Below are 21,405 nucleotides of genomic sequence, written 5' to 3'. Positions count from 1 at the left end.
GTCGCTCCTCTCTACGTGTATGCTCCCTCTATTTTATCATTTTTACGAACTCTATGAGTGACTGCTTCCCGGCTCTGCCTCATGTTGTTGCTGGTAGATGGAACGGGATTTATGTAACCTATCATAACCCCGGATCCTTGCTTCTATGATCCTGCAGTTTAATAGAAGCAAGGATCCGGCACAAATAAAAAACCGCCCCACCAAGGACGGCATGACATTATTTGAACTGTAAGCCTAACTGGTTAAAAGGCCAATAACGGACATCGACTTTTCCCACTACCGTCTCGCTTGGCACGAAACCAAAATAACGGCTGTCCAGGCTGTCCCTGCGATTATCACCCATTACGAACAAATGACCTTCAGGCACTGTCGTTTCCCCCGTCACTTCTTTTAGAGTAAAATCCTCCGTAAAAGCAAACCCATCATCCGGACGAAGGGGATCCAGATAGCTTTCGTCCATTAACTTTCCATTGATGTACAGCTGATCGTCTTTCACTTCAATTTCATCACCTGCAACGCCAATTACCCGTTTCACATAGTCTTCTTCTTCATTCGCATGAAAAACGATCACTTGCTGTCGGTCAATATCCGTCCAGTCATACACCGCTTTGTTAACCATCAACAGATTTCCATCATAGAGTGTAGGCTCCATTGATTCTCCATCAACAATATAGCTGGCAAACAAATAGGACCGAAAAACAAAAGCCAACAGTAAGGCGAATAAGATTGTGCGTATCCATCTGCGGTATTTTTTCATCATTCGTTCCTCCAGGTGTTGGTCTACCAACATTTTACCCTGCCCGAAACAAACTTAATCCCCCTGGTACGCTTTTCGTTCCGCTTTCTTTTGAATTCGGTTTTCCAAATATTTTCCGAGTCCCCAAAAGAGGAGAATACAAATCCCGACTACTACTGATTTAATTGGACTCTGCGCAAAAGAAGCGATGCTTGAACCTACGTAAGCAATGGTAAAGATCATTACAGACTTTCCTAACAGCACAGCTAAGATAAACTGCTGCTGGCTGACCTTAGACAAACCTGATACGACATTAATAATAGAGGAAGGTGAAAATGGAAAGCACATGAGTAAAAACAACGGTCCAAAACCATGTTCTTCTACCCACACCATGACCCTTTTCACTTGTTTTTGTCTTGTAATGGCCTGAAAAAAACGTTTATTCCCTAATCGACGAATGATAAAAAAGACGCCGATCGCTCCAATAACTGAACCAATCCATGAATACAAAAAACCTTTTAACAGTCCATACACCACAGAGTTTGCGAGCACAAACGCAACTAATGGCAGGACTGGCAGGAAAGCTTCCAATAACGGAAGAATAATGCCCGGCAGAGGGCCAAACCGTTCCAGTTCTTCCAACTGTTTAATCACATACTCAAACAGCTGATCATTCTCAGCCATACGTCGCCATTGATCAATTTTCCCTGTCACTGAATCCATGATGAAACTCCTTATGTACACTAAAAGCCAGTGCATTCTTTTCTTCTATTTTATACGAAAACGAAGCATTCTGCCTACCTTCAGTTAAATATCCCCGAACGTTCCCCTCCCTGCCACTTTTAACCTATTCTCAAAACTCCTTGCATAGTGAGGAGGAGTACGTGGTATAATACATAACAAGAACACACGTTCGTTATTCGGAGGGGAATGACATGAGGTATTTACAACAGAAAGAACTCGATCTCGCTTCCCGTTACTTGTTTTTATCCATGGCTATTACAGTAATCCGTCAAGACAGGAAACACATGGAACAGGGGAAATTTAAAATTAAAGAACCTTATATGGAATTATTGGGAAAAATGGAACTGGAAGCGCGTAAAGAACGTAAGGAACTCAGGAAGCAGATGGACCATATGAAACTGCAGGTCGTTGAATCGGGAAGAAACGATTCCTTTACCTCCTTTTTGTTTCTTGCACATGGGTATGAGGAAAAGCGAAACTACTTTAACCCGGCCATTAGAAAAAAGGTGGAAAATATTCTTTTTGAGCTTATGAAAAAGTCTCAGCAACCCGGTCAGTTCGAATATCAGACCCAGCAGCAGAAGGAGACAAATGGAAGCGGTCTTCGAGAATGACACGCAGGTGGGCTGTGCGTTGAACTTGATTTGCGAACATACCGTCTGAAACAGGGAAATTAATGGAAAGGCCATTGGCGAACTGGACAGTGGTTGTCTTATTATGTTCACCTTTGTATGAGCGGATGTATTTGTGGGCAACCCAGGAACACTCTTTGCGTTTAGGGGAAATAATAGGAAAGAAATAAATACCCATGGCTTCTGATATGACAATGGGAGGTTTATGGGTATAGCTGGTCAGCTGTTTGGTACCTGCGAGGCGTCCATCCAGACTGCTTGCAAAATAACGACAGGAATTATCAACAATTGCACTCGGACACAAAGGTACTTCAAAACATTGATTGCGTTCCTTGACTTCGGTGAAGACTTGTCCACCTTCTTTTTCCTTAGCCACAAGAGCCATGGTCTGCGGGTTAATTTCATATTCATTTTTTTGGATATAAGTCATCCACTTCAACATCCTCTCTCATTTCATTAGCGGCAGCCCTACCTGGGTCGAACTCACCGCTTATCTTCTTTAATTTACCAAATCACAGGAGGAAAGTCTAAACATTCTTAAAAAATGTTGAATTTCAACTATTCTGCTATACTACAGTTACACCTGCCTTTGCTTAGACTTTCTTCTTCTCCTTCTCCATTTTCTTCACCTTCATAACCAAAGTTCGGATTCAGTAAAGTGAAAAATTCAAGTTCAGGTTGATTATTCAACGCAAACACCTCTTTCATTAAATTCTAGCCTTAGGAGGAATCGATGTGTGGAATCGCAAGAAAAAGAAGAAACCTCACTCTTCAGAAAAAGAACCTTTAAAAAGACAAGACCTCTCTATTCATGATGTCCGTAAAGCTGTCCATGCCTATGCAGATAAGAAACCAAGTGAGGTTCCCTTAAGTGTCATTATTAAGGAAGACCTTACCTTAGATTATGAACTGCTGGCCCCTTACCTTCAGGGAATCCCAAATAAAAAGTATTATATGTCACGAGAGACGTATGAGCTTTTTGAAGAAAAGGATTACGAACTGGCATTAGAGATCGATCATGTACAGCATGCCGTCGATGAGTACATTAAGCAGATGCAGGAACTTCCTATCATAGACACGGACCCATATAAGCGGATAAGTTATTATAAGCTTGAGCGTCTTTACTTGTTACAAAAGCGTCCAAACCGGGACTTTTATCTTACTAATGAAGAACACATGATTACTTATAAAAAACCTGAGTAGCGTCCTCAGGACCCGGACAGGGCTTAAAGGCATAAAAAAAGAGCCAATGCTCACGAGAGCATTGGCCAAAGAGACGACTGGTTAACTTTTGAGTGAGGGAATAAATTGTTTGAAAAGTCCTTCTGAGAGGGAAGACTCTTTTCAATGCACTCATCAGTAAATACAATTACTGACCTATTTATGACAACCAAATCATAAATAGTTTGAGATAAATAAGCATCACCGCTTATCTGTTTCTATTGTAATACATCTAAGGAAGCTCTTCACCGAAAAAAAGTTGCGGAGTACCGCAACCCATTGCGCAATTACCAGGAAATGACATCCTAACCTCCTTCAACACGCCTTACCATAGACTGAACACACACATAAAAGCGCTCAAACCGAAGTTTGAGCGCCTTCTTTTACTAAGATTGAGTAAGCTGTTCCCGCAGGTTTTTCCGTAAAATCTTCCCTGTGGTATTTTTCGGCAGTTCACTCATAAACTCAATCCGGGACGGACGTTTATATTTAGCCAGATGTTCCGAACAGTAGTCCATGAGTTCACGTTCGGTCAAAGATGGGTTTCTTGAAACAACAAAGCTTATGACCGTTTCTCCAAGCTCTGGATCTGGAGCTCCAACCACCGCTGCTTCTGTAATATCAGCATGACTGTACAACACTTCTTCTACTTCACGCGGATAAACATTATAGCCGCCGACGAGGACCATGTCCTTTTTACGATCCACAATATAAAAATAGCCTTCTTCATCTACACGAGCCATATCTCCTGTATAAAGCCATCCGTCACGGATCGCAACAGCTGTTTCTTCTGGAAGTTTATAATATCCTTTCATGACGTTTGGACCACGGACAATTAACTCACCGACTTCTCCCGGCGGTAGTTCTTCACCAAGCTCATCTACTACCTTGTTTTCCACATTTATTATATTACGTCCGATAGACCCGGCTTTTCTAGGGCGGTCAAGTGGATTAAATGCGGTAACTGGAGATGCTTCGGACAAACCATACCCCTCTGAAATACGGACATTGAATTGTTTTTCAAAGGACTCCAAAAGGGATACAGGCAGAGAAGACCCTCCAGAAATACACAATCTCATATGTCGAAAGGTCTGGGTGTACTCTTTTCCTGTTTGCTGCAAATAATTATACATCGTTGGCACGCCGGCAAAAACAGTTGCCTTGTATTCCTCCGCAATCGTAAATATTTCTTGTGGTGAGAACTTAGGAACAATCAGGACAGTCCCTCCATTCATAACTGGAGCATTTAGACATACGGTCAAGCAAAAAACATGAAACATCGGCAGAGTGGCAATGACACGGTCTTCAGAGGAAATTTTCAAGTAATCGGCTACGTCAGTGGCATTGGAGTAAAGGTTTTTGTGAGTAAGCATTGCCCCTTTCGGCTTCCCAGTTGTCCCGGATGTATAGAGAATTACCCCTACATCTTCACTATCAATGGCCGGACCATCATACTCAGAGATTTCTTCTCCCAACACCTTTGTAAACGATTTCATTTTCTTGGATAAAGAAGATGCTTCCAGATTTATTCCAGAACCTGTATCGGCTACGAAGTAGTGATAAACATCCAGAGCTTCGTCCATGTGCTCGAATAATTCCACGAGGACATCCATGGTGATAACCGCTTTAACATCTCCATTTTTTAAAATGTAACTCATCTCGTCAGCCGTGTATGTAGGATTGATAGGAATAACCGTCAACCCTGCTCTTAGCGCTCCATATAAACCAATCATAAATAATGGGCTGTTTCCACTGACTAACGCAATGTGATCTCCTTTTCTATAACCAAGTCTGGTTAAATTTGAAGCGAATCTTGTAACTGATGCATCGAACTCCCCATAACTCACCCGCTGCCCCTGGAATATGTAGGCATCTTTTGAAGGGTTACTTTTTGCCGTAAGCCATAATTGTTCGCTTAAATTCATTTGAGCTCCCCTCTCGTCCATGAATGAATGGTCATTCATTAAACTAATTTTCTATATAATTATAAAATACTGAAAACTTTTTATCAACTTTTGTCTAAACTTCTTCCTATAAGCAAAAAAAAGATTCTGTCCAGGGACAGAATCTTTCAGCTCTTATTAGTAGACCATATTAAGAAAGTCTTCTTTTGTAATTTTCCCAAGGTAATGGGAAATCTCCATATCTCCTAAAGCATCAGAAATTGCCTGACGCTCATACCGTGTACCAATTAACTTTTCTTCTACATCGTTAATATCCCCGACACCAAAGAAATCTCCGAAGATCTTCGCATTCTTAATTGTCCCTTTCGCTACATCCAATCGGATATCATAGCTGCCTGCACCCTCAATACGTTTTGTATGTTGAATGTTGAACTTTGGCGATTTGCCGTAGTTCCAGTCCCAGTTTTTATAACGCTCTTCAGCAAGCTCGTAAATGTTGTCCCAGTCCTCAGCAGTTAATTTATATTGTGGTACATCCTTCACATCTTCCACATCAAAGATATAGCGCAGGATTAAGTTTTTGAATTCATCCATCGAGATTTTCTCATCCAGGAATTCAGAAACGTTCGCCACCCGGCTTCGAATTGATTTGATTCCTTTAGACTTTATTTTTTCTGTTTTCACGTTCAGAGCGGAAACAACGTTCTCAATCTCTGAATCCAACATTAATGTACCATGACTGAACATCCGGCCCTTTGTTGAGAATTGAGCATTGCCTGAGATTTTTCGACCGTCTTCAGCTACGATGTCATTTCGCCCGGACAGTTCAGCATTCACACCAAGTTTTTTCAAAGCTTCCGTAACAGGTTCAGTAAATTTAGCGAAGTCGTGGAAACTATCTCCGTCGTCCTTGGTAATGAAACTGAAGTTTAAATTTCCGAGGTCATGATAAACCGCCCCTCCACCAGACAGACGACGGACAACATGAATGCCATTTTCCTCTACGTAGTTCGTGTTAATCTCTTCAACTGTGTTCTGGTTTTTACCTATGATAATGGAAGGTTCGTTAATATAAAAAAGTAAGTATGTCTCGTTAATATCGAGATTTTTCAGCGCATATTCTTCAATAGCTAAATTAATGCGTGGGTCGTTAATTCCTTCGTGATCGATAAAAAGCATGCGGATCATCCTTTCCTTTCCGTTTCATCCATGTCTATTGTAATGGTTTCATACAAGATAGACAATCTATTTACTCCAGGATAAACCTTCCTCTGCCAGTCGAATGGTACCGCTGAATACATCTTCTGCTTCCTGAAGAAGACTTGTAAGTTTTCCAAAGTGCGGCAGATGACTAAGCCACAACTCTTGAACTTGAGCTTCGGCGGCGATAGAAGCGGCTTCTGTACTTGTCATATGCCCAGGCCCCTTCCCGTCCATCCCTTTATAGAAGTTGGTGTCAGTGATTAATAAATCTGCATGCCTGGCAAAAGAAGCCCACTCTGGGAAGTAACCTGTGTCTGCTGTATAAACAACAGTGTTGTCCCCTTCCTCAATCCGCATACCATAACAAGGGACCGGATGTTGTGTTTTTTGAAATTGAATGGTAAAGGGACCGACTTCTAAAGTTTTCTCAGGATCATAGGCCACGCCTTTTGTATGCTGATGGGTTAATGTTTCCAGCTTACGCGGTACTTCATCATGTCCGTAGATAGGCAGGTTTCCTTTCGTCCCTGCCAGGGTATGCTTTACCAGGCATGCATATTGCAATGGTCCTATATCTGCTACATGATCGTGGTGGTAATGAGAGAGAACAACAGCATCAATAGACTCAATGTTCTTATACTGCTGGAGGCGGGATAAGACACCGCTGCCACAATCGACAAGCATAGTAAATCCATCTTTTTCAAACAAATAGCCGGATGTCGCACTTCCTGCCGCGGGGTAAGCTCCCCAATAACCGATGACCGTTACTTTCATTCTCTTCACTCCTTAAATTTTTCAGCCCAAATTTACATTGTTTTATAACAGATACTTGATTTCTGAATATTGTTATAATACAATGGGTATACATTAAAAAAATGATTTGGAGGCGATTTACAGATGATGAATATTGTAGAGTTCTTCCGTAACCTTCCGAAAAAGCACTGCTCCAACTGTGGGAACGTCATTCAGGAAAAAGCTGACTGCTACGGCAACATTTGTGACGACTGTGACCATCCTGCCCGCTGATTCTAGTATTCCACAAAAAACAGAAGAAAGAACATAAGATTGGAGCAGCCGTAAAAAGCTGCTTTTTTTATTTTGTCTCCGTTATACCTCTTAGTGATATCAGCTAAACTCTATCCCCTTGAACTCTCATATTAGAAAGCTTTAAATAAAAATGTAAAAGTCGTTCCCTACGGATCTGAAATATAAAAATTTTGAACCTTCACTATTTCTGAATGATATTGTTATGAAAAGTTGACTCCAATGTTTAACATAGAGCCTTACAAATAAAAAAACCATCCGGTAGATAGTCTACTGAATGGTTACCTTTTTACGTTTTGTTGAATTTCTTACCAGAAGCTGATGTGGATAGACATATTTCTTCGGCGCCAATGCACCGGGATGGAGTAATTGTTGAATAAGTACTTCTACCGTCTTTTCAGCCATATCCTTAACTGGCTGCTCAATCGTAGTTACAGAAGGAACCATTAATAAAGAAATCATTTGATTATCAAATCCTACCACAGCAAGATCGTCTGGAATTTTCCAATCAGAAGAAGCCGCTTCATAAATCAACCCGGCCGCTACTTCATCAGAACCTGTGAATACACCATCTACATAGGGAAAGTCGCTTTTAATCAAATGAAATAACTTTTGACCATCACTAACATCAATCGCCCATTCGATGCTCATCTCATCCAAAAAAGATTTCCCATGGTCATTTAACGCTTCTGTAAATCCCTCTTTGCGCATTTTGGATAAATGGCTTTCCGGTCCACCGCTGACGTAAGCGATATTCTGACAACCTTGTTCTAGAAGATGACAAGCCGCTTCATAGGCCGCTTGTTTATGATCCATATGAACCATCGGTATAGAAGGCTCATCCATATATTCGTTACAAAATACAATGGGACCTGATCCCAAATAAGGTTCTATCTTTTTCCAATCATTGACGAGAGATGCCATAATGACGCCATCTACCTGCTTCGTTTTTAAAAGCTGTAAGTAGTCCATCTCTTTTTTCTTAGAATCATGTGTCTGACAAACAATCACCTGGTAACCCCACTCCGATGCTTTTTCTTCCATTGCTTCTATTAAGTTACCAAAAAAGGGATTGGTCAAACGAGGCAGCAACACAGCAATTGTCTCTGTTTTTTGACTGCGCAGGCGGCGGGCGGAAGAATTGGGGACATAACCAAGCTCCTTCATGGCTTGGCTGATGCGCTGCCTTTTCTCTTCTGTCACGTAAGGCTGATCATTGATGACACGGGATACCGTTGTTCTAGATAATCCAGCCAGCTTCGCTACATCTTCAATTGTAGCCATACTTACTCCCCCTTGATGCTTTTTGAAAACGTTTCCAATTATCATAATACTAATCCTTCCCTAAAGTTGCAAGCCCTTTCATGACATATAAAAAATCAATATAGAATAAAAAACCTCCTTTTCCCAGCCATAAAAAAAACACCCCTTTAACAGAGGTGTTTCTTTAACCATATAAATGGTGCAGAACTTTCTGTACAGCAGCTTCTCCCTGATCAATACAGTCCGGGAGCCCGATGCCCCGGTAAGAGTTGCCGGCAAGGTAAACACCCGGTAATTCTTCTTCCATCTGCTGAGTAATCTTTGTTAAGCGCTCCTTATGGCCAACTTTATATTGAGGCATGGCATCATACCATCTGGTTACGACAGCAAAATCTGGTTTAGCTGTAATGTCCATCGTTTTATTTAAGTCGTCTAAAACGATCTTCTGAATTTCTTCATCTGATAGATGGACCACTTCTTGATCTGATGGTTTGCCCACATAACAGCGAAGAAGAACTTTCCCTTCCGGTGTAGAGTGGGGCCATTTCTTGTGAGTCCATGTGCAGGCGGTAATCCGGAAATCGCTGTTTCTAGAAACAACAAAACCAGTGCCATCAATGTCTTTTTTTATAGCTGATGCATCAAACGCCATAGCCACATTTGCTACGGATGTAGCATTTGTCTCTTTATAAGGGGCCAGGAAATCATATTGAGAAAGCATACGCTGCACAGCAAAGTGAGGAGCAGCCATAATGACAGCATCTGCCTCTTTTACCGTTCCATCATTCAATAGAAGGTGATAACGGCCGCTTTGCTTCTCTATATGGTTCACACGGGTTCCTTTATGGACCGATCCCGGATCAAGTCTTGCTTCGACAGCCTCAACAAGAGAACTAAGGCCGTGCTCCAATGTTCGGAACATACTGGGCTTTTGTTCCCCTTTTTTCGGTTTCTTGATCGGGCGGGTCTTTCTTAAGCCCTTTATCAAGCTTCCATGCTCCTGTTCCAAATCATAAAAATTAGGAAAAGTAGATTGCAGACTTAACTGGTCAATGTCTCCGGCATAAATCCCTGATAGTAAGGGTTCAATCAGGTTCTCTACGACTTGATTTCCAAGGCGTCTGCGGAAGAACAAGCCGAGGGACTGATCACCATCCACTGTTTTCTTTGATTTAATTAAATCCATAGCAGCTCTTGCTTTCCCTGCTGGTGTAAATAGATTAGAAAACAGAAAAGGGCGGACACGGGTAGGAATTCCCATAAACGATCCGCTTGGCATTTTATGGAGCTTCCCATCTACTAATATATAAGACTGGCCGGTTCCATTAGGGACAAGTTCATCCCCTAACCCTACTTCATGTGCCAGCCTTCCTGCGCTTTCTTTCCGGGCTAAAAAAGAATCAGGTCCCCGCTCTATCGTGAACCCATCCTTTTTCATTGATTGAATCTTTCCACCTAAACGATCACTCGCCTCTATGAGCTGAACATTAATAGGAAGACCTTTTTCTCTCGCTTCTTTCTGCAGATAGTAAGCAGAAGTCAATCCAGTAATTCCTCCACCAATGACAACCACACGTTTTTGTTCTCCCATTGATATCCTACTCTTTCACTTTATCCATAACAACTTCAGCCAGTGTCTGGATAAACTTAGGATTCGTGTTTGGCATTTCTGGACGATAGTAGTTGGCACCTACTTCATCACAGACAACTTTACATTCATAGTCATTGTCATAAAGAACTTCCAGGTGGTCGGAAACAAAGCCTACAGGTGCATATACGAAGCTTCGATAGCCTTTTTCATTGTAGAGATCACTGGTAAGGTCCTGCACATCGGGCCCAATCCATGGGTCGGGGGTATTCCCTTCACTCTGCCAGCCAATTTCATATTGTGTAATTCCTGTCGCTTCTGAAATCAGCTCGGCTGTTTTCTTCAATTGATCCGGATACGGGTCTCCTCCTTCTAGTATTTTCAAAGGAAGACTGTGAGCAGATACAACCAGACAGGCTTTTTCTTTTTCATCTTCGTCCATTTTGCTGTATTCTGCTTCAATTACATCTTTCCAGTAATCGATAAAGCCAGGTGCATCGTACCAGCTTTCTACGGAACGAATCGTAATTCCGTGTTTATCAGCTTCTTCTTTCGCACGGCCATTATACGACTTGACGCTGTAAGTCGAATAGTGTGGAGCAAGCACGATAGAGACAGCTTCCTCGATCCCGTCTTCTGACATTTGAGCGACCGCATCTTCAACGAACGGTTCTATATGCTTTAGACCAAGATACACTTTAAACTCAATCTCATCCTGCTTTTCATTAAGAGCGTCTTTAACCGCTTCAGCCTGATCATCGGTGATACGCGCCAAAGGGGAAATGCCGCCTATAGCATCATATCGGTCCCGTAAATCCTGGAGCATTTCATCTGAAGGCTTACGCCCGCGGCGGATATGTGTATAGTACCTTTCTAAATCCTCTTCTTTATAGGGTGTTCCATAGGCCATCACTAATAAACCCATTTGTTTTTTTGCCATTTTCATTCACCTCTTATTTCTGTTTTGAATAATCATGGATCAAATTGGTCAATCGTTTTAGTTTTTCCGGCTGAATATCCGGCGTTACTCCATGCCCGAGGTTGAAGATGTGAGCAGGGTGTTCCCTACCTTCATCTATAATACGTTTTGCACGTTCTTCAATCACGTCCCAATCGGCCAGCATTGTGGAAGGGTCAAGATTACCCTGAAGCGGTTTGGTAATACCGGCTTTTCTTGCCTCTGTGATAGACATTCTCCAGTCAAGGCCAATGACATCGACAGGAAGATCATCCCATTCATGGATAAGGTGTCTCGCACCTACACCAAACGTGATTAAGGGAACGCCTTCTTCTTTAAGCTCTGAAAAAATCCGCTGCATGACCGGTTTAATAAACGTTCTATAATCTTCCACGTTCAAAGATCCGACCCACGAGTCGAAAATCTGAATGGCTTTAGCACCCGCTGCGACCTGCGCTTTCACATAGGTAATCACCATATCAGCTAACTTATCCATTAAAGCAAACCAGGTCATCGGCTCGCTGTACATAAGGGATTTAGTTTTATTGTAATTTTTTGAAGGTCCCCCTTCAATCATGTAGCTTGCCAGAGTGAAAGGAGCCCCGCTGAACCCAATCAATGGAACGTTCAGCTGTTCTTTTGTTAATAGGCGGATGGTGTCCATAACGTAAGGAACGTCTGATTCAGGATCAATGGTTCCTAACTTTTCAATGTCCGCTTTGGTACGCACCGGGTTATGAATAACAGGGCCGATCCCTTTTTTAATTTCAACGTCTACTCCAATTGCCGGTAGAGGAGACATAATGTCTTTGTATAGGATAGCAGCATCTACGCCATACTGCTCGACGGGAAGTCTTGTTACATAAGCACACAGCTCTGGTTCATGAGTAATTTCGAATAAAGAATATTTTTCTTTTAATTTACGGTACTCAGGCTGAGACCGTCCTGCCTGCCGCATAAACCACACAGGTGTATGTTCCGTTTTTTCACCTCGAAAAGCTCTCAATATTGTGTCATTCTCAATTTTGTTCATCTTCAGGACTCCTTTTCCACGATCATCATTTATCCGCTTACAACTATAACGATTTATACGGATTCTGTATAGGTAAATGAATCATTTGTCACGATTTTGTGCTTTTTTTCACAGGTCCCAGTTTAACTGGACGGAATTTGAAGGCTGCCCTTCTTTTCCTGTGAGAGGGTCAAAGGGGACAACATAATATTCGGTCTGATCAAACACACCAAAGGCATTCACTTTGAATTTTCCTTTTCCTGTAACTTCCCCGACTTTAACATCTTCTCCCTCTTCTTCCCTAAAAATACGATAAACAATCCGGCCATCTTCCGGCGTCGACCAAGTAAGGTTTCCGCGTAAAAGAGCCAGTCCAGAGAAATCGAGGCTCCCTTTAAGGTCTGTAATTACTGGAAGATCAATGGGAGGCGGAAGATCTTTTACACCTTCAGGCTTTTCAAAATCAGCCGCTAAGTTTTTCTGTCTGTCTACGCGTGTAAGGATGGATTTCATAAGCTTGGTTGGATAAACACTGCTTCCTTCAAGTACCTTTCCGTCCCCCTCCGAACGGTCGTACCCCATCCATAAGGCTCCGGCATACGCAGGAGTATACCCTGCAAACCAGACATCTTTGTCCTGATGGGTTCCTGTTTTTCCAGCTAATGCTTTTGCATAGCTTCCAGCACTTGCTGTTCCGTCGTTAACAGTAGACTGAAGCATTTTCGTCAAATACCAGGAGGTCTGCTTGTTAAATACTTTGGTGGAGATCTGCTTATGTTCATACAGTACCTCACCATTACGATCCAGTATTTTTTGAATCGTGTAACTTTCTTTTCTTGTCCCTCCCTGCGCAAGAGCTCCATAGGCTTCCGTAATCTGCTGAGGAGTGTATCCTTCAGAAAGCCCCCCTAAAGCAATAGCGAGACCTTCATCCTCAGTAGACAGACCTAATTTATCCAGATAGCTTTTTGCATAGGAAATTCCAATTTGATCAAGCAGCCAGACGGCCGACACATTTTTGGATTCCATCAATGCTTCATATAAAGACACTTGACCTTCATACTGGTCATTATGGTTGCGGGGGTTAAAGTCTCCACCGAAAGTCTGTCTCTCATCGGATAACAGGGAGAAAGGGTCATAATCCTTGGTCATAAGTGCTGGACCATAAACAGCCAATGGCTTAATGACAGAAGCTGGGGGGCGTTTCGCTCCCACACGGTTATAGTCTCCGTGTTCAAAGTCCCTTCCTCCAACAGCAGCGACAATTCCACCGGTCTCATGATCCATAAGCGTAAGGGCACCTTCTACAGGCCCCCCTGATCCGGGGACAAATTCTCCATTCTTCATTTCGTCAGCAGCAATTCTCTGAATCGCTGGGTCCATTTCGACCATAATCGTGTATCCCCCTCGTTTCAACTCATCACGGGAGATGTGGTACTTATGTGCTGCTTCACTAATAACAAGGTCTACATAACTGTTTGACCATGTTTCCCGGCCTTTTTCTTGTCTCTCAACTGCCAGTGTTGATCCCTGCATTTGTTTCATAACAGATGCATCAATGCTTCCTACATCATACATACGGGCCAGGACAACATTTCTCCGTTGTTTTGCCTTTTCCGGGTGGTCAAACGGAGAGTAAGTATTTGGAGCTTTGGGAAGTCCGGCAAGCAAGGCTCCTTGAGCAATGGTCAGTTCTGATACAGAGGACTGGAAATAATGCTGGGAGGCTGCTTCTATCCCATATGTCCCTTCCCCAAAATAAATACGATTTAAATACAGTTCCAAAATATCATCTTTACTGTAATTACGTTCCAAATAGATCGCAGCCATCACTTCTTTTGTTTTCCGCATCCATGTCTTATCATTACTCAGAAAAAGGTTCTTGGCTAACTGCTGAGTGACCGTACTTGCTCCCTCAACTTTTTTCATTGCCACAATATCTTTATAAACGGCTCTTAATATCCCTTTAAAATCAACACCGGAATGTTCACGGAATCGACTATCCTCAATGGCAATAAACGCATCCTGAACATGCTCAGGTACAGAGGCAAGGTCTACATTCTGTCTGTTCTTTGTATAAATACGTTCAATTACTTCTCCATCTGCGGTCTCCACTCTCGTCATTTCATCCAGGATTAAATCCTCCTCATTAACGACGAATCGTCCACCGAATACAACGGCTAAATAGCCGGCTAAAGATAAAATTAGAAAAACCCCGAAAATAATGCCCGGCCACTTCAAATATTTGATCCAGCTGGGGAAGTGTTCCTTCCATTCTTTAAGTTTCAATACATGTGCATCCTTTCTATTCGTTGCCTTTAAACTTGCCACCATGGAATTCCTATTGATAAACTGATTGAAAGGAAGGAAAGGAGATATCGGCTATGAAAGTATCGATGACAAGTGGTACATTGAATTACTTATCCAAACTAAGTGAAAAACATCCTGAAGTTCCGCTCTTTTTCATGCAGGATCAAGACAAAACCGTCGCCTACTGTGAGGGGGAAGGTACCTCTATCTTTGAGGAGGCGCGGGAATATGAAACCGTCGATTACGTAGGAGACTTTCATTCTAAAGGGTATGTGGTCATGAATAATATTCCTGTCAGCCAGGAAGGACGCCCCGTATTCGAAGATCGATTTAAGCAGAGAGCTGGAAATGTTGAAAATCGTGAAGGCTTCCAAGCCATCCGTATTTTGCGGCCATTGAAAGGAAGTACATATGTTGTCCTTACTCAGTGGCGCAGCGAACAGGACTTTGAAGACTGGAAGAATTCCAAATCGTTCGATGACGCTCATAAAAAATCCGGACCTAAACATGCAAAGAAACCTTCCTTTATTGACGGTGATGCTTACATCACGAAATATCAGATGATTCAATTAGACGATTAGCATAGCAAAAGTGAGCGGTATGAACCGCTCACTTTTTTTATTCTTCTTCTTTTTCAGGCGCATCTTCTAATACTTCCTGATGGAAGAAGTCATCGAAGACAGTAACAGGCTGCTCTCCAACAAGCCTTGCCTGTTCTTCGCCATTTTCATAGTGGACCAAGGTTGGCGTTGCCTTCACTTGATACTCTTTCCAAACATCAAACTCTAATAAATTCATTTTCTTCATATCAATCCCCAGTTCCTGTACCATTGGGATAAGCACCGGTGTAGTCCGTTGACAATGGCTGCATGTTGGACTGTAGAAATAAACCGTTGTTGGTTCGCCTGACTCAATCTGTTCTTCCAGTTCATCAGGCTGGATCTGGTTTTTATAATTTGGATCGTCCAGCTGATCAATCGTAGCCTGATTCAAGTCTTCCTTCCCATAAGGGTTATCTGCGGTCTTTTGAGAGTTCTGATAGTTAACGACAAAGATTAACACGACTACAAGGACCACAAGGACACTTGCAAATATAATCATAGCTTTTTTCATACGGATTTACTTCCTTTCTTTTTCACCATAAAAAAGTGAATGATAAAGATCACTATAAAGGCTGTTCCCGCTAAAAATGGAATGGTCACAAAACCGAAGATATTTATATACTGGCCGTTACAAGGAACCAGTCCGCACGCATCCCCCGATGAAAGTGACGGCACCTTCTGCAGGCTGTAATGGTAAGTTGATACAAGGAATCCAATCCCGCTCATAATAAGCCCGGGCATGGCCACATCGATTTTTTTCTTAAGAAGAGCTGTTCCATAAATTAGAACAAGCGGGTACATCAAGATTCTTTGATACCAGCAAAGTTCACAAGGCGCATAGCCCAGTACTTCAGAAAAAAATAAACTTCCCGCTGTAGCTACGAGCGACACTGCCCATAATATAAACATCCCTATTTCTAAATTTCTCTTCATAGTTTTATTCCTTTCTACCTCTCTCTCCTGCTATTATACTAGGTATCTATTTGAAAACAAAATGGTTTCTTCCAAGTGAATTAGAGGCACATGAGTATCACGAGTTCTCCCATCAAAAACGACCACTCATAGAGTGGCCGTTTTATTTCTTTTCTTTTAACAAACCATTACGATGGGCATAGACTGCCGCTTGTGTCCGATCATGAACACCCAGTTTACTCAAAACATTGCTCACATGAGTCTTTACTGTTTTAATACCAATGAACAGTTCATCGCCAATTTCCTGATTGGTCATTCCCTCTCCTACACATTTAAGAACTTCGAGCTCTCTTTTTGTCAGATCTTCATGAGGCTTCTTTTCCTGTCTGAACCGTGTCATCATTTTAGTTGCTACTTTAGGCTCTATCACATTTTCTCCTCGTGCCGCCTTTTTGACAGCTTCTGCAATTTCTTCTGCTGAAGATGTTTTAAGCATATAACTGAAAGCCCCCGCTTCCAGAGCTGGAAAGACTTTTTCATCGTCATAATAACTGGTTAAAATTATGATTTTGCATGATTCTGTTTTCATGATTTCCTCTGTTGCTTCTATCCCTGTTCCGTTTTCCATAATCAAATCCATCAACACCACATCAGGTGATTTTTCTTTCACTAATGCCGCTCCTTCAAACCCGCTTGAGGCCTCTCCCACTACATCAAGGTCCTCCTCAGTATTTAAATAAGCAATAATCCCTTTGCGGACAACATCATGATCATCAATAACCACTACACGTATCATGCTTCTTCCTCCTTCATTCTTACTTGAATAGGAACACGAAGATCAATATGAGTTCCTTCTCCTTTTCTCGACCGTAATGAGTAGGTACCCCCGATTTCCTCACATCGCTCTTTCATCGTTTTCAAGCCATAGGATGTTTTACTACCTTTCTTCTCTTCCGTATCAAAACCATTTCCGTTATCAGATACATGAAGATAAACTTCTTCCCCAGCTTCAGACACTTCTACTTTCACTTCAGAAGCATTCGCATGCCTTAAAATATTTGATAAAGCTTCCTGCATGATACGGAACAACTGCTCTTCCATTGTTTCTGTCAGGCCTTCTACCTCCTCAATCTTTAAATCAAAATGAATTTGACATTTCTGTTTCAATTCCTCTATTAAAGAAGAAAGCCCTTCCGTTAATGGCTCTCCAGACAGGTGAACAGGACGTAAATGAAGAAGAAGCGCCCTCATCTCTGTTTGTGCCTGCAGGGCCATCTGAGTGATTTCCCCAAGCTGTTCCTTCGCTTGCTCAGGATGACGATCGTAGATTTTCTCGGTCGCCTGAGCCATCATTGTTAAAGCGAATAACTGTTGACTCACCGCATCATGTAAATCACGAGCAAGACGCTGCCTTTCCTCTATCGTCGCCGCTTTGTGAGCTGACCGTGCCAGCTCTCCTTTTTCATCAGCTAATTTAAGAAGAGATTCCTTTTGATGTTGAAGCTTCTCTCCCAAAGTATTTAATTCATCTCCAATGCCGGCAATCTCATCGTCTTCCTGAAAATAAATTTTGGAGGAAAATTTTCCTCTCGCCAGTTGAGTGATCATGGTGGTGATATAGTCAAGACGTTGTTTCATATCTCCACTAGAACGAAACCCGGCATATAGAGACATAAAAAAACCGACGACTGTGTAAAGCACAATGAAGAACAAAACCCCTCCCGCATGGAGCCAGGAAGGCGCAAACCAAACATAGATGGAAAGCAATATGGATAGAAGGACAAATATGTTTAAGACAAGTCCATATAGATGAGAGCGGATGAACATGTAGCGGATACTATTTAGTTTTTTCAACATGATTTTCCACCTCAAACCTGTACAATTTTAATTGATCCGACCCCTAAATCAATGTGAATTGTTAATCTTCTCGTAGCTGTTTCGTAGTCATCCGTCTCGTAATTCAGTGTTCGATTGAACCCTTCTGCCTTATGACCGGACACTTTAATGTCACCTGTTTTCACTTTTGCCTCTACGCGGTAAGGAATATGCTGAGGGACAAACATTTTTACATCTCCTACCCATCCCCGCACCGTAATAGGTGTATCTTCATCAGGAATAAAAGCTTTGGTAAAATCAAACTTATAATCGCCCACCCCATTCCATAAGTTCATTGGTTCTACCTTCCAGTTCTCTTCATTGAATGAATGATCTCCGATAACCATAGGCTTGGATTTTGGTGCCATTTTCACAGATGGATCACCTGAATCATACTTAACAGAAGACGCAGACCTTTTCCTAAAGAACATACGGACCCCTGCATAAATAAATATAAGCGGCCATAGCTGCCAAAGATCTAGAAAAGAATACTCAATGACTTTAAACCTGTCTAACAAAAGAAGTCCGCCGAAAATCGTAAGAAAAGAGCCAAACACCCAGCTCCCGCCTCTATTGAACAACGCATCTCCCCATAATTTCACTCCGATAATGAACAGGAGGAAAGGATAAATATTTCCCCATGTCCATTTCATTTCCAGGGAAATAATGCTTAAATTCGACAATAATAAAACTACCCCTCCAACTACAAACAGGGAGGCTATGAATACTTCAATAAATTTTTTTCGCAATGGCACCACCCTTTTCTTTCCCTCCAGAATTAGTTCAACAAAAGTTTTGTGATTCCTCTTCATTCTATCCCTCATCGTCATGTTTAGGAACAATCCTTGGGATGGAATTGTCTCCGTCCTGAGGCGGAGATATCATGTTTAATTGAGAAGTTTAAGGGAATATTGTTAGGTGAGAATAATTAAAGAAAGGATGTTGTTGATGGACGAAAAGAAGCAAGCCCTTATCGACGGACTGAATGAGGATTTAGCTCATGAATATGCTGCCTCCATTATGTATACGTATAATGCAGCTGTTGTAACAGGTTTATATCGTTCTGTTTTAAAACCGTTTTTCGAAAGTGAAGTAACGGATGAACAGGGGCATGCACTTTATTTAGCAGAAAAGATCAGCACATTAGGCGGTACCCCCACGACAACTCCCGCTCCGGTGAAACAGCTGGCCGATGTCAGACCGATGTTGGAAGAAGCAAGAGAAGCGGAGCGCCAGACTATTAAGCGGTACGAAGAACGGAAAGTGCAGGCGGAAGAACTCGGCTTGACAGAGTTATCGGTAAAACTTGACGATATGATTGCAGATGAGACAGGCCATATGGAAGAAATCGGCCGGTTACTGGAAGACTCCCGTCTGCAGAATTAATGGATTATGAGTCCCACATAAATGTGGGGCTCTTTTTTATTTTATGGTCTATTCCCTATATTTGAGAATATTCAGATAGTGTATTACACTTTATTAACAAACGGAAGAGGAGGAACGAATATGTGGGAGGATATTTTCCAAGCGATCGATGAACAGTATACCAAAATGGTAGAAACACGCCGATACCTGCACCAGTATCCAGAAGTTTCATTTCATGAGGAAAAAACCGCCCGGTTTATCGTTAATACATACGAAAAGCTGGGTATTCCTTATGAAAGTCATGTCGGAGGGAACGGTGTCATTGCAAAATTAGAAGGCGGTAAACCTGGGAAAACCGTGGCATTAAGAGCCGATTTTGATGCTTTGCCAATCCAGGAACTAAACGATGTCCCCTATAAGTCCAAAAACGATGGAGCTATGCATGCCTGCGGACATGACGGACACACAGCAGCCCTGCTTGGACTAGCCGAAGCGCTTCTGCCTTATCAGCAGGACATTCCAGGTACCGTTATCTTTTTGCACCAACATGCCGAAGAATATGCCCCAGGCGGAGCCAAACCAATGATTGAATCAGGTGCCTTAAAACAGGTCGATGCTGTTTTTGGTACGCATTTGTGGGTGAACACTCCAACAGGTGTCATCCAGACATCTAAAGGGCCATTTATGGCTGGAGCCGACCGCTTTGAAATTACTATACAAGGGAAAGGCGGACATGGTGCCCAGCCCCACCAGACAAAAGATGCTGTCGTGATCGCTTCCCAACTGGTCACCTCTTTACAACAAGTCGTCAGCAGACGCGTGGACCCACTTAAAACAGCTGTTCTAACTGTCGGGACATTTGAAGCAGGCACAACTTTCAATATCATTGCTGACTCCGCTAAACTAACCGGGACTGTACGCACCTTTGATTCTGAAGTCCAGGATTTAATTATTGACGAAATGGAAAAAATCATTAAAGGAACGTGTACAGGGTATGACGCTGATTACGACTTTTTATATGAAAAAGGCTACCCGCCTGTAGTAAATCATATCGAAGAGGCAGACCTTGTGCTGCAACATGCCCACAAGTCTGATGCTTCATTAAGAACAGAAGAAGTCGAACCTGTGATGGCCGGAGAGGATTTTGCGTATTATTTATTAGAAAGACCAGGTGCTTTTTATTTCACAGGAGCGCAGATTCCAGATCACTATTACCCTCATCACCATCCAAAGTTTGATTTTGATGAAAAAGCCCTCCCTCACGCAGCGAAGTCGTTATTCCAAGCTTATATCAGCTATCAGGAAAAGAATCATTCTTAAATAAGACGGAGGCGGCAAGATTGAATTGTCGTCTCTCCCAATTGCTCTAATAACCTCCTGTTTGCTACATAACCAACAACCGCCCCAAATCCCGGCACAAGCTGGAGTATTTTCATAAAATCGAGTGTATCCCGGTACTCCACCTGTAATGTCTGCCAATCTACGTGCTTTTGATCGATTGGGGTTTCATCCCAATGAATCAGGCGTTCCTTTATTTCCCCTCGTGCAGCATCACTAGAGTAAGCCAGCATAAACACATGGAGCAGATAAGCCCGTTCTTCATAGGAGTGAATATTTAAACCATAAATTTGAGCAGCATCAAATAAGAATTTCATTTTAATGCTGAGCAGCAAAGGAAAATCAACCATCCCTAGCCAGAGACCACCAACTCCTGTACCCGCTCCTTCAATAGAAGCAGTCCATTTATAGTCCTTGAGCAGTTGTTTTACCTTCTCTTCACGCTCTTGAAAACTCCATTTCGGATCAACCTCCACGGGCCTGATATATTCCGATGATGTCATAGCTGCCTTTATCATAGTTCGGATACTCTCTGTAACAATACTATGAATGCGGTCAGGGATCTTCTTATTGATTTTTGTCTGGAACTGCTTAGAAGTCCTATGTAAAATTGTTGAACGTTTATCAAGAGATTTACTCCAACGTAGCGCCTCTTTCTTCACTCTCTGTTCATAACCCACCGCTATACCTCCGTTTTA

General features: G+C 42.2%; 24 protein-coding genes. 6 read left to right on the top strand and 18 right to left on the bottom strand.

Annotated elements, in window-relative coordinates; all coding sequences use genetic code 11:
* Positions 1–217 precede the first annotated feature (217 nt).
* Both lepB and LC036_RS00785 read right to left on the bottom strand, forming a co-directional pair.
* The gene (gene lepB / locus LC036_RS00790; protein ID WP_226576823.1) at positions 218–757 is read right to left on the bottom strand and encodes a signal peptidase I; all 540 of its coding nucleotides are present in this window, start codon (positions 755–757) and stop codon (positions 218–220) included.
* Positions 758–811: 54 nt separating this feature from the next.
* A complete protein-coding gene (locus tag LC036_RS00785) occupies positions 812–1,459 on the bottom strand; it encodes a TVP38/TMEM64 family protein (protein WP_226576820.1) in 648 nt (215 codons plus the stop codon).
* 212 nt (positions 1,460–1,671) lie between these two features.
* Here LC036_RS00785 and LC036_RS00780 point away from each other — a divergent pair, with 212 nt between their 5' ends.
* Positions 1,672–2,094, top strand: coding sequence for a hypothetical protein (locus LC036_RS00780; protein ID WP_226576817.1), 423 nt, complete (start codon positions 1,672–1,674; stop codon positions 2,092–2,094).
* Here LC036_RS00780 and LC036_RS00775 read toward each other — a convergent pair.
* Entirely contained in the window at positions 2,009–2,542 is a 534-nt protein-coding gene (locus LC036_RS00775; RefSeq protein ID WP_226576814.1) for a competence protein ComK, read from the bottom strand. The genes LC036_RS00780 and LC036_RS00775 overlap by 86 nt on opposite strands.
* Positions 2,543–2,670: 128 nt before the next feature.
* The gene (locus LC036_RS18425) at positions 2,671–2,802 is read right to left on the bottom strand and encodes a hypothetical protein (protein ID WP_264188057.1); all 132 of its coding nucleotides are present in this window, start codon (positions 2,800–2,802) and stop codon (positions 2,671–2,673) included.
* Positions 2,803–2,847: 45 nt separating this feature from the next.
* Between LC036_RS18425 and LC036_RS00770 the strand changes: the two genes are divergently transcribed.
* The gene (locus LC036_RS00770) at positions 2,848–3,315 is read left to right on the top strand and encodes a DUF3939 domain-containing protein (protein ID WP_226576811.1); all 468 of its coding nucleotides are present in this window, start codon (positions 2,848–2,850) and stop codon (positions 3,313–3,315) included.
* Between the two features lie 404 nt (positions 3,316–3,719).
* Here LC036_RS00770 and LC036_RS00765 read toward each other — a convergent pair whose 3' ends face one another.
* The 3 genes from LC036_RS00765 to LC036_RS00755 form a co-directional block, all read right to left on the bottom strand.
* Positions 3,720–5,258 (bottom strand): fatty acid--CoA ligase family protein, encoded by a 1,539-nt coding sequence (locus LC036_RS00765; protein WP_226576808.1) that lies wholly within the window; start codon positions 5,256–5,258, stop codon positions 3,720–3,722.
* 156 nt (positions 5,259–5,414) lie between these two features.
* Positions 5,415–6,416, bottom strand: a complete 1,002-nt coding sequence (locus LC036_RS00760) for a lipoate--protein ligase (RefSeq protein WP_226579917.1) — start codon at positions 6,414–6,416, stop codon at positions 5,415–5,417.
* A gap of 66 nt (positions 6,417–6,482) precedes the next feature.
* Complete coding sequence (locus LC036_RS00755) at positions 6,483–7,214, bottom strand: MBL fold metallo-hydrolase (RefSeq protein WP_226576805.1); 732 nt, start codon at positions 7,212–7,214, stop codon at positions 6,483–6,485.
* 123 nt (positions 7,215–7,337) lie between these two features.
* On the opposite strand from LC036_RS00755, the gene yhfH reads away from it, so the two are divergent.
* Complete coding sequence (gene yhfH / locus LC036_RS00750) at positions 7,338–7,466, top strand: protein YhfH (protein ID WP_226576803.1); 129 nt, start codon at positions 7,338–7,340, stop codon at positions 7,464–7,466.
* A gap of 288 nt (positions 7,467–7,754) precedes the next feature.
* Here the strand turns inward: yhfH and LC036_RS00745 are convergent, their stop codons facing one another.
* The 5 genes from LC036_RS00745 to LC036_RS00725 form a co-directional block, all read right to left on the bottom strand.
* On the bottom strand, positions 7,755–8,768 hold the full coding sequence (locus LC036_RS00745) for a LacI family DNA-binding transcriptional regulator (protein ID WP_226576800.1): 1,014 nt from the start codon (positions 8,766–8,768) through the stop codon (positions 7,755–7,757).
* A 163-nt stretch (positions 8,769–8,931) separates the two neighbouring features.
* A complete protein-coding gene (gene hemY / locus LC036_RS00740) occupies positions 8,932–10,338 on the bottom strand; it encodes a protoporphyrinogen oxidase (protein ID WP_226576797.1) in 1,407 nt (468 codons plus the stop codon).
* Positions 10,339–10,345: 7 nt separating this feature from the next.
* Positions 10,346–11,275 carry a ferrochelatase gene (gene hemH, locus LC036_RS00735; protein ID WP_226576794.1) on the bottom strand — a complete coding sequence of 310 codons (930 nt, stop codon included), beginning with the start codon at positions 11,273–11,275 and terminating at the stop codon, positions 10,346–10,348.
* A gap of 13 nt (positions 11,276–11,288) precedes the next feature.
* On the bottom strand, positions 11,289–12,326 hold the full coding sequence (gene hemE / locus LC036_RS00730; protein WP_226576791.1) for a uroporphyrinogen decarboxylase: 1,038 nt from the start codon (positions 12,324–12,326) through the stop codon (positions 11,289–11,291).
* 108 nt (positions 12,327–12,434) lie between these two features.
* Positions 12,435–14,636 (bottom strand): transglycosylase domain-containing protein, encoded by a 2,202-nt coding sequence (locus tag LC036_RS00725; protein ID WP_226576788.1) that lies wholly within the window; start codon positions 14,634–14,636, stop codon positions 12,435–12,437.
* A gap of 53 nt (positions 14,637–14,689) precedes the next feature.
* Here LC036_RS00725 and LC036_RS00720 point away from each other — a divergent pair, with 53 nt between their 5' ends.
* Positions 14,690–15,196, top strand: a complete 507-nt coding sequence (locus tag LC036_RS00720) for an antibiotic biosynthesis monooxygenase family protein (protein ID WP_226576785.1) — start codon at positions 14,690–14,692, stop codon at positions 15,194–15,196.
* Positions 15,197–15,233: 37 nt separating this feature from the next.
* Here the strand turns inward: LC036_RS00720 and LC036_RS00715 are convergent, their stop codons facing one another.
* The 5 genes from LC036_RS00715 to liaF form a co-directional block, all read right to left on the bottom strand.
* Positions 15,234–15,728: a thioredoxin family protein gene (locus tag LC036_RS00715; RefSeq protein ID WP_226576782.1), complete on the bottom strand. Its 495-nt coding sequence runs from the start codon at positions 15,726–15,728 to the stop codon at positions 15,234–15,236.
* Positions 15,725–16,150 carry a disulfide oxidoreductase gene (locus LC036_RS00710; protein ID WP_226576769.1) on the bottom strand — a complete coding sequence of 142 codons (426 nt, stop codon included), beginning with the start codon at positions 16,148–16,150 and terminating at the stop codon, positions 15,725–15,727. Before LC036_RS00710 ends, LC036_RS00715 begins: the two co-directional genes overlap by 4 nt.
* Before the next feature lie 142 nt (positions 16,151–16,292).
* A complete protein-coding gene (locus LC036_RS00705; protein ID WP_226576766.1) occupies positions 16,293–16,925 on the bottom strand; it encodes a response regulator in 633 nt (210 codons plus the stop codon).
* Positions 16,922–17,986 carry a sensor histidine kinase gene (locus LC036_RS00700; protein WP_226576764.1) on the bottom strand — a complete coding sequence of 355 codons (1,065 nt, stop codon included), beginning with the start codon at positions 17,984–17,986 and terminating at the stop codon, positions 16,922–16,924. Before LC036_RS00700 ends, LC036_RS00705 begins: the two co-directional genes overlap by 4 nt.
* Before the next feature lie 11 nt (positions 17,987–17,997).
* Entirely contained in the window at positions 17,998–18,816 is an 819-nt protein-coding gene (gene liaF / locus LC036_RS00695; protein ID WP_226576761.1) for a cell wall-active antibiotics response protein LiaF, read from the bottom strand.
* A gap of 136 nt (positions 18,817–18,952) precedes the next feature.
* On the opposite strand from liaF, the gene LC036_RS00690 reads away from it, so the two are divergent.
* Complete coding sequence (locus tag LC036_RS00690; RefSeq protein ID WP_226576758.1) at positions 18,953–19,390, top strand: ferritin-like domain-containing protein; 438 nt, start codon at positions 18,953–18,955, stop codon at positions 19,388–19,390.
* Positions 19,391–19,510: 120 nt separating this feature from the next.
* Positions 19,511–20,689, top strand: a complete 1,179-nt coding sequence (locus LC036_RS00685) for an amidohydrolase (protein WP_226576755.1) — start codon at positions 19,511–19,513, stop codon at positions 20,687–20,689.
* Here LC036_RS00685 and LC036_RS00680 read toward each other — a convergent pair.
* Positions 20,686–21,387, bottom strand: a complete 702-nt coding sequence (locus tag LC036_RS00680) for an EcsC family protein (RefSeq protein WP_226576752.1) — start codon at positions 21,385–21,387, stop codon at positions 20,686–20,688. The two genes, LC036_RS00685 and LC036_RS00680, sit on opposite strands and share 4 nt — an antisense overlap.
* Between the last annotated feature and the right edge of the window lie 18 nt (positions 21,388–21,405).

Origin of the sequence: Halobacillus litoralis (assembly GCF_020524025.1) — a bacterium.
GTDB classification, from domain to species: domain Bacteria; phylum Bacillota; class Bacilli; order Bacillales; family Halobacillaceae; genus Halobacillus; species Halobacillus litoralis_D.
Note: the sequence above shows the minus strand (reverse complement) of the source record. Positions and strands in the feature narration are given on the sequence as shown.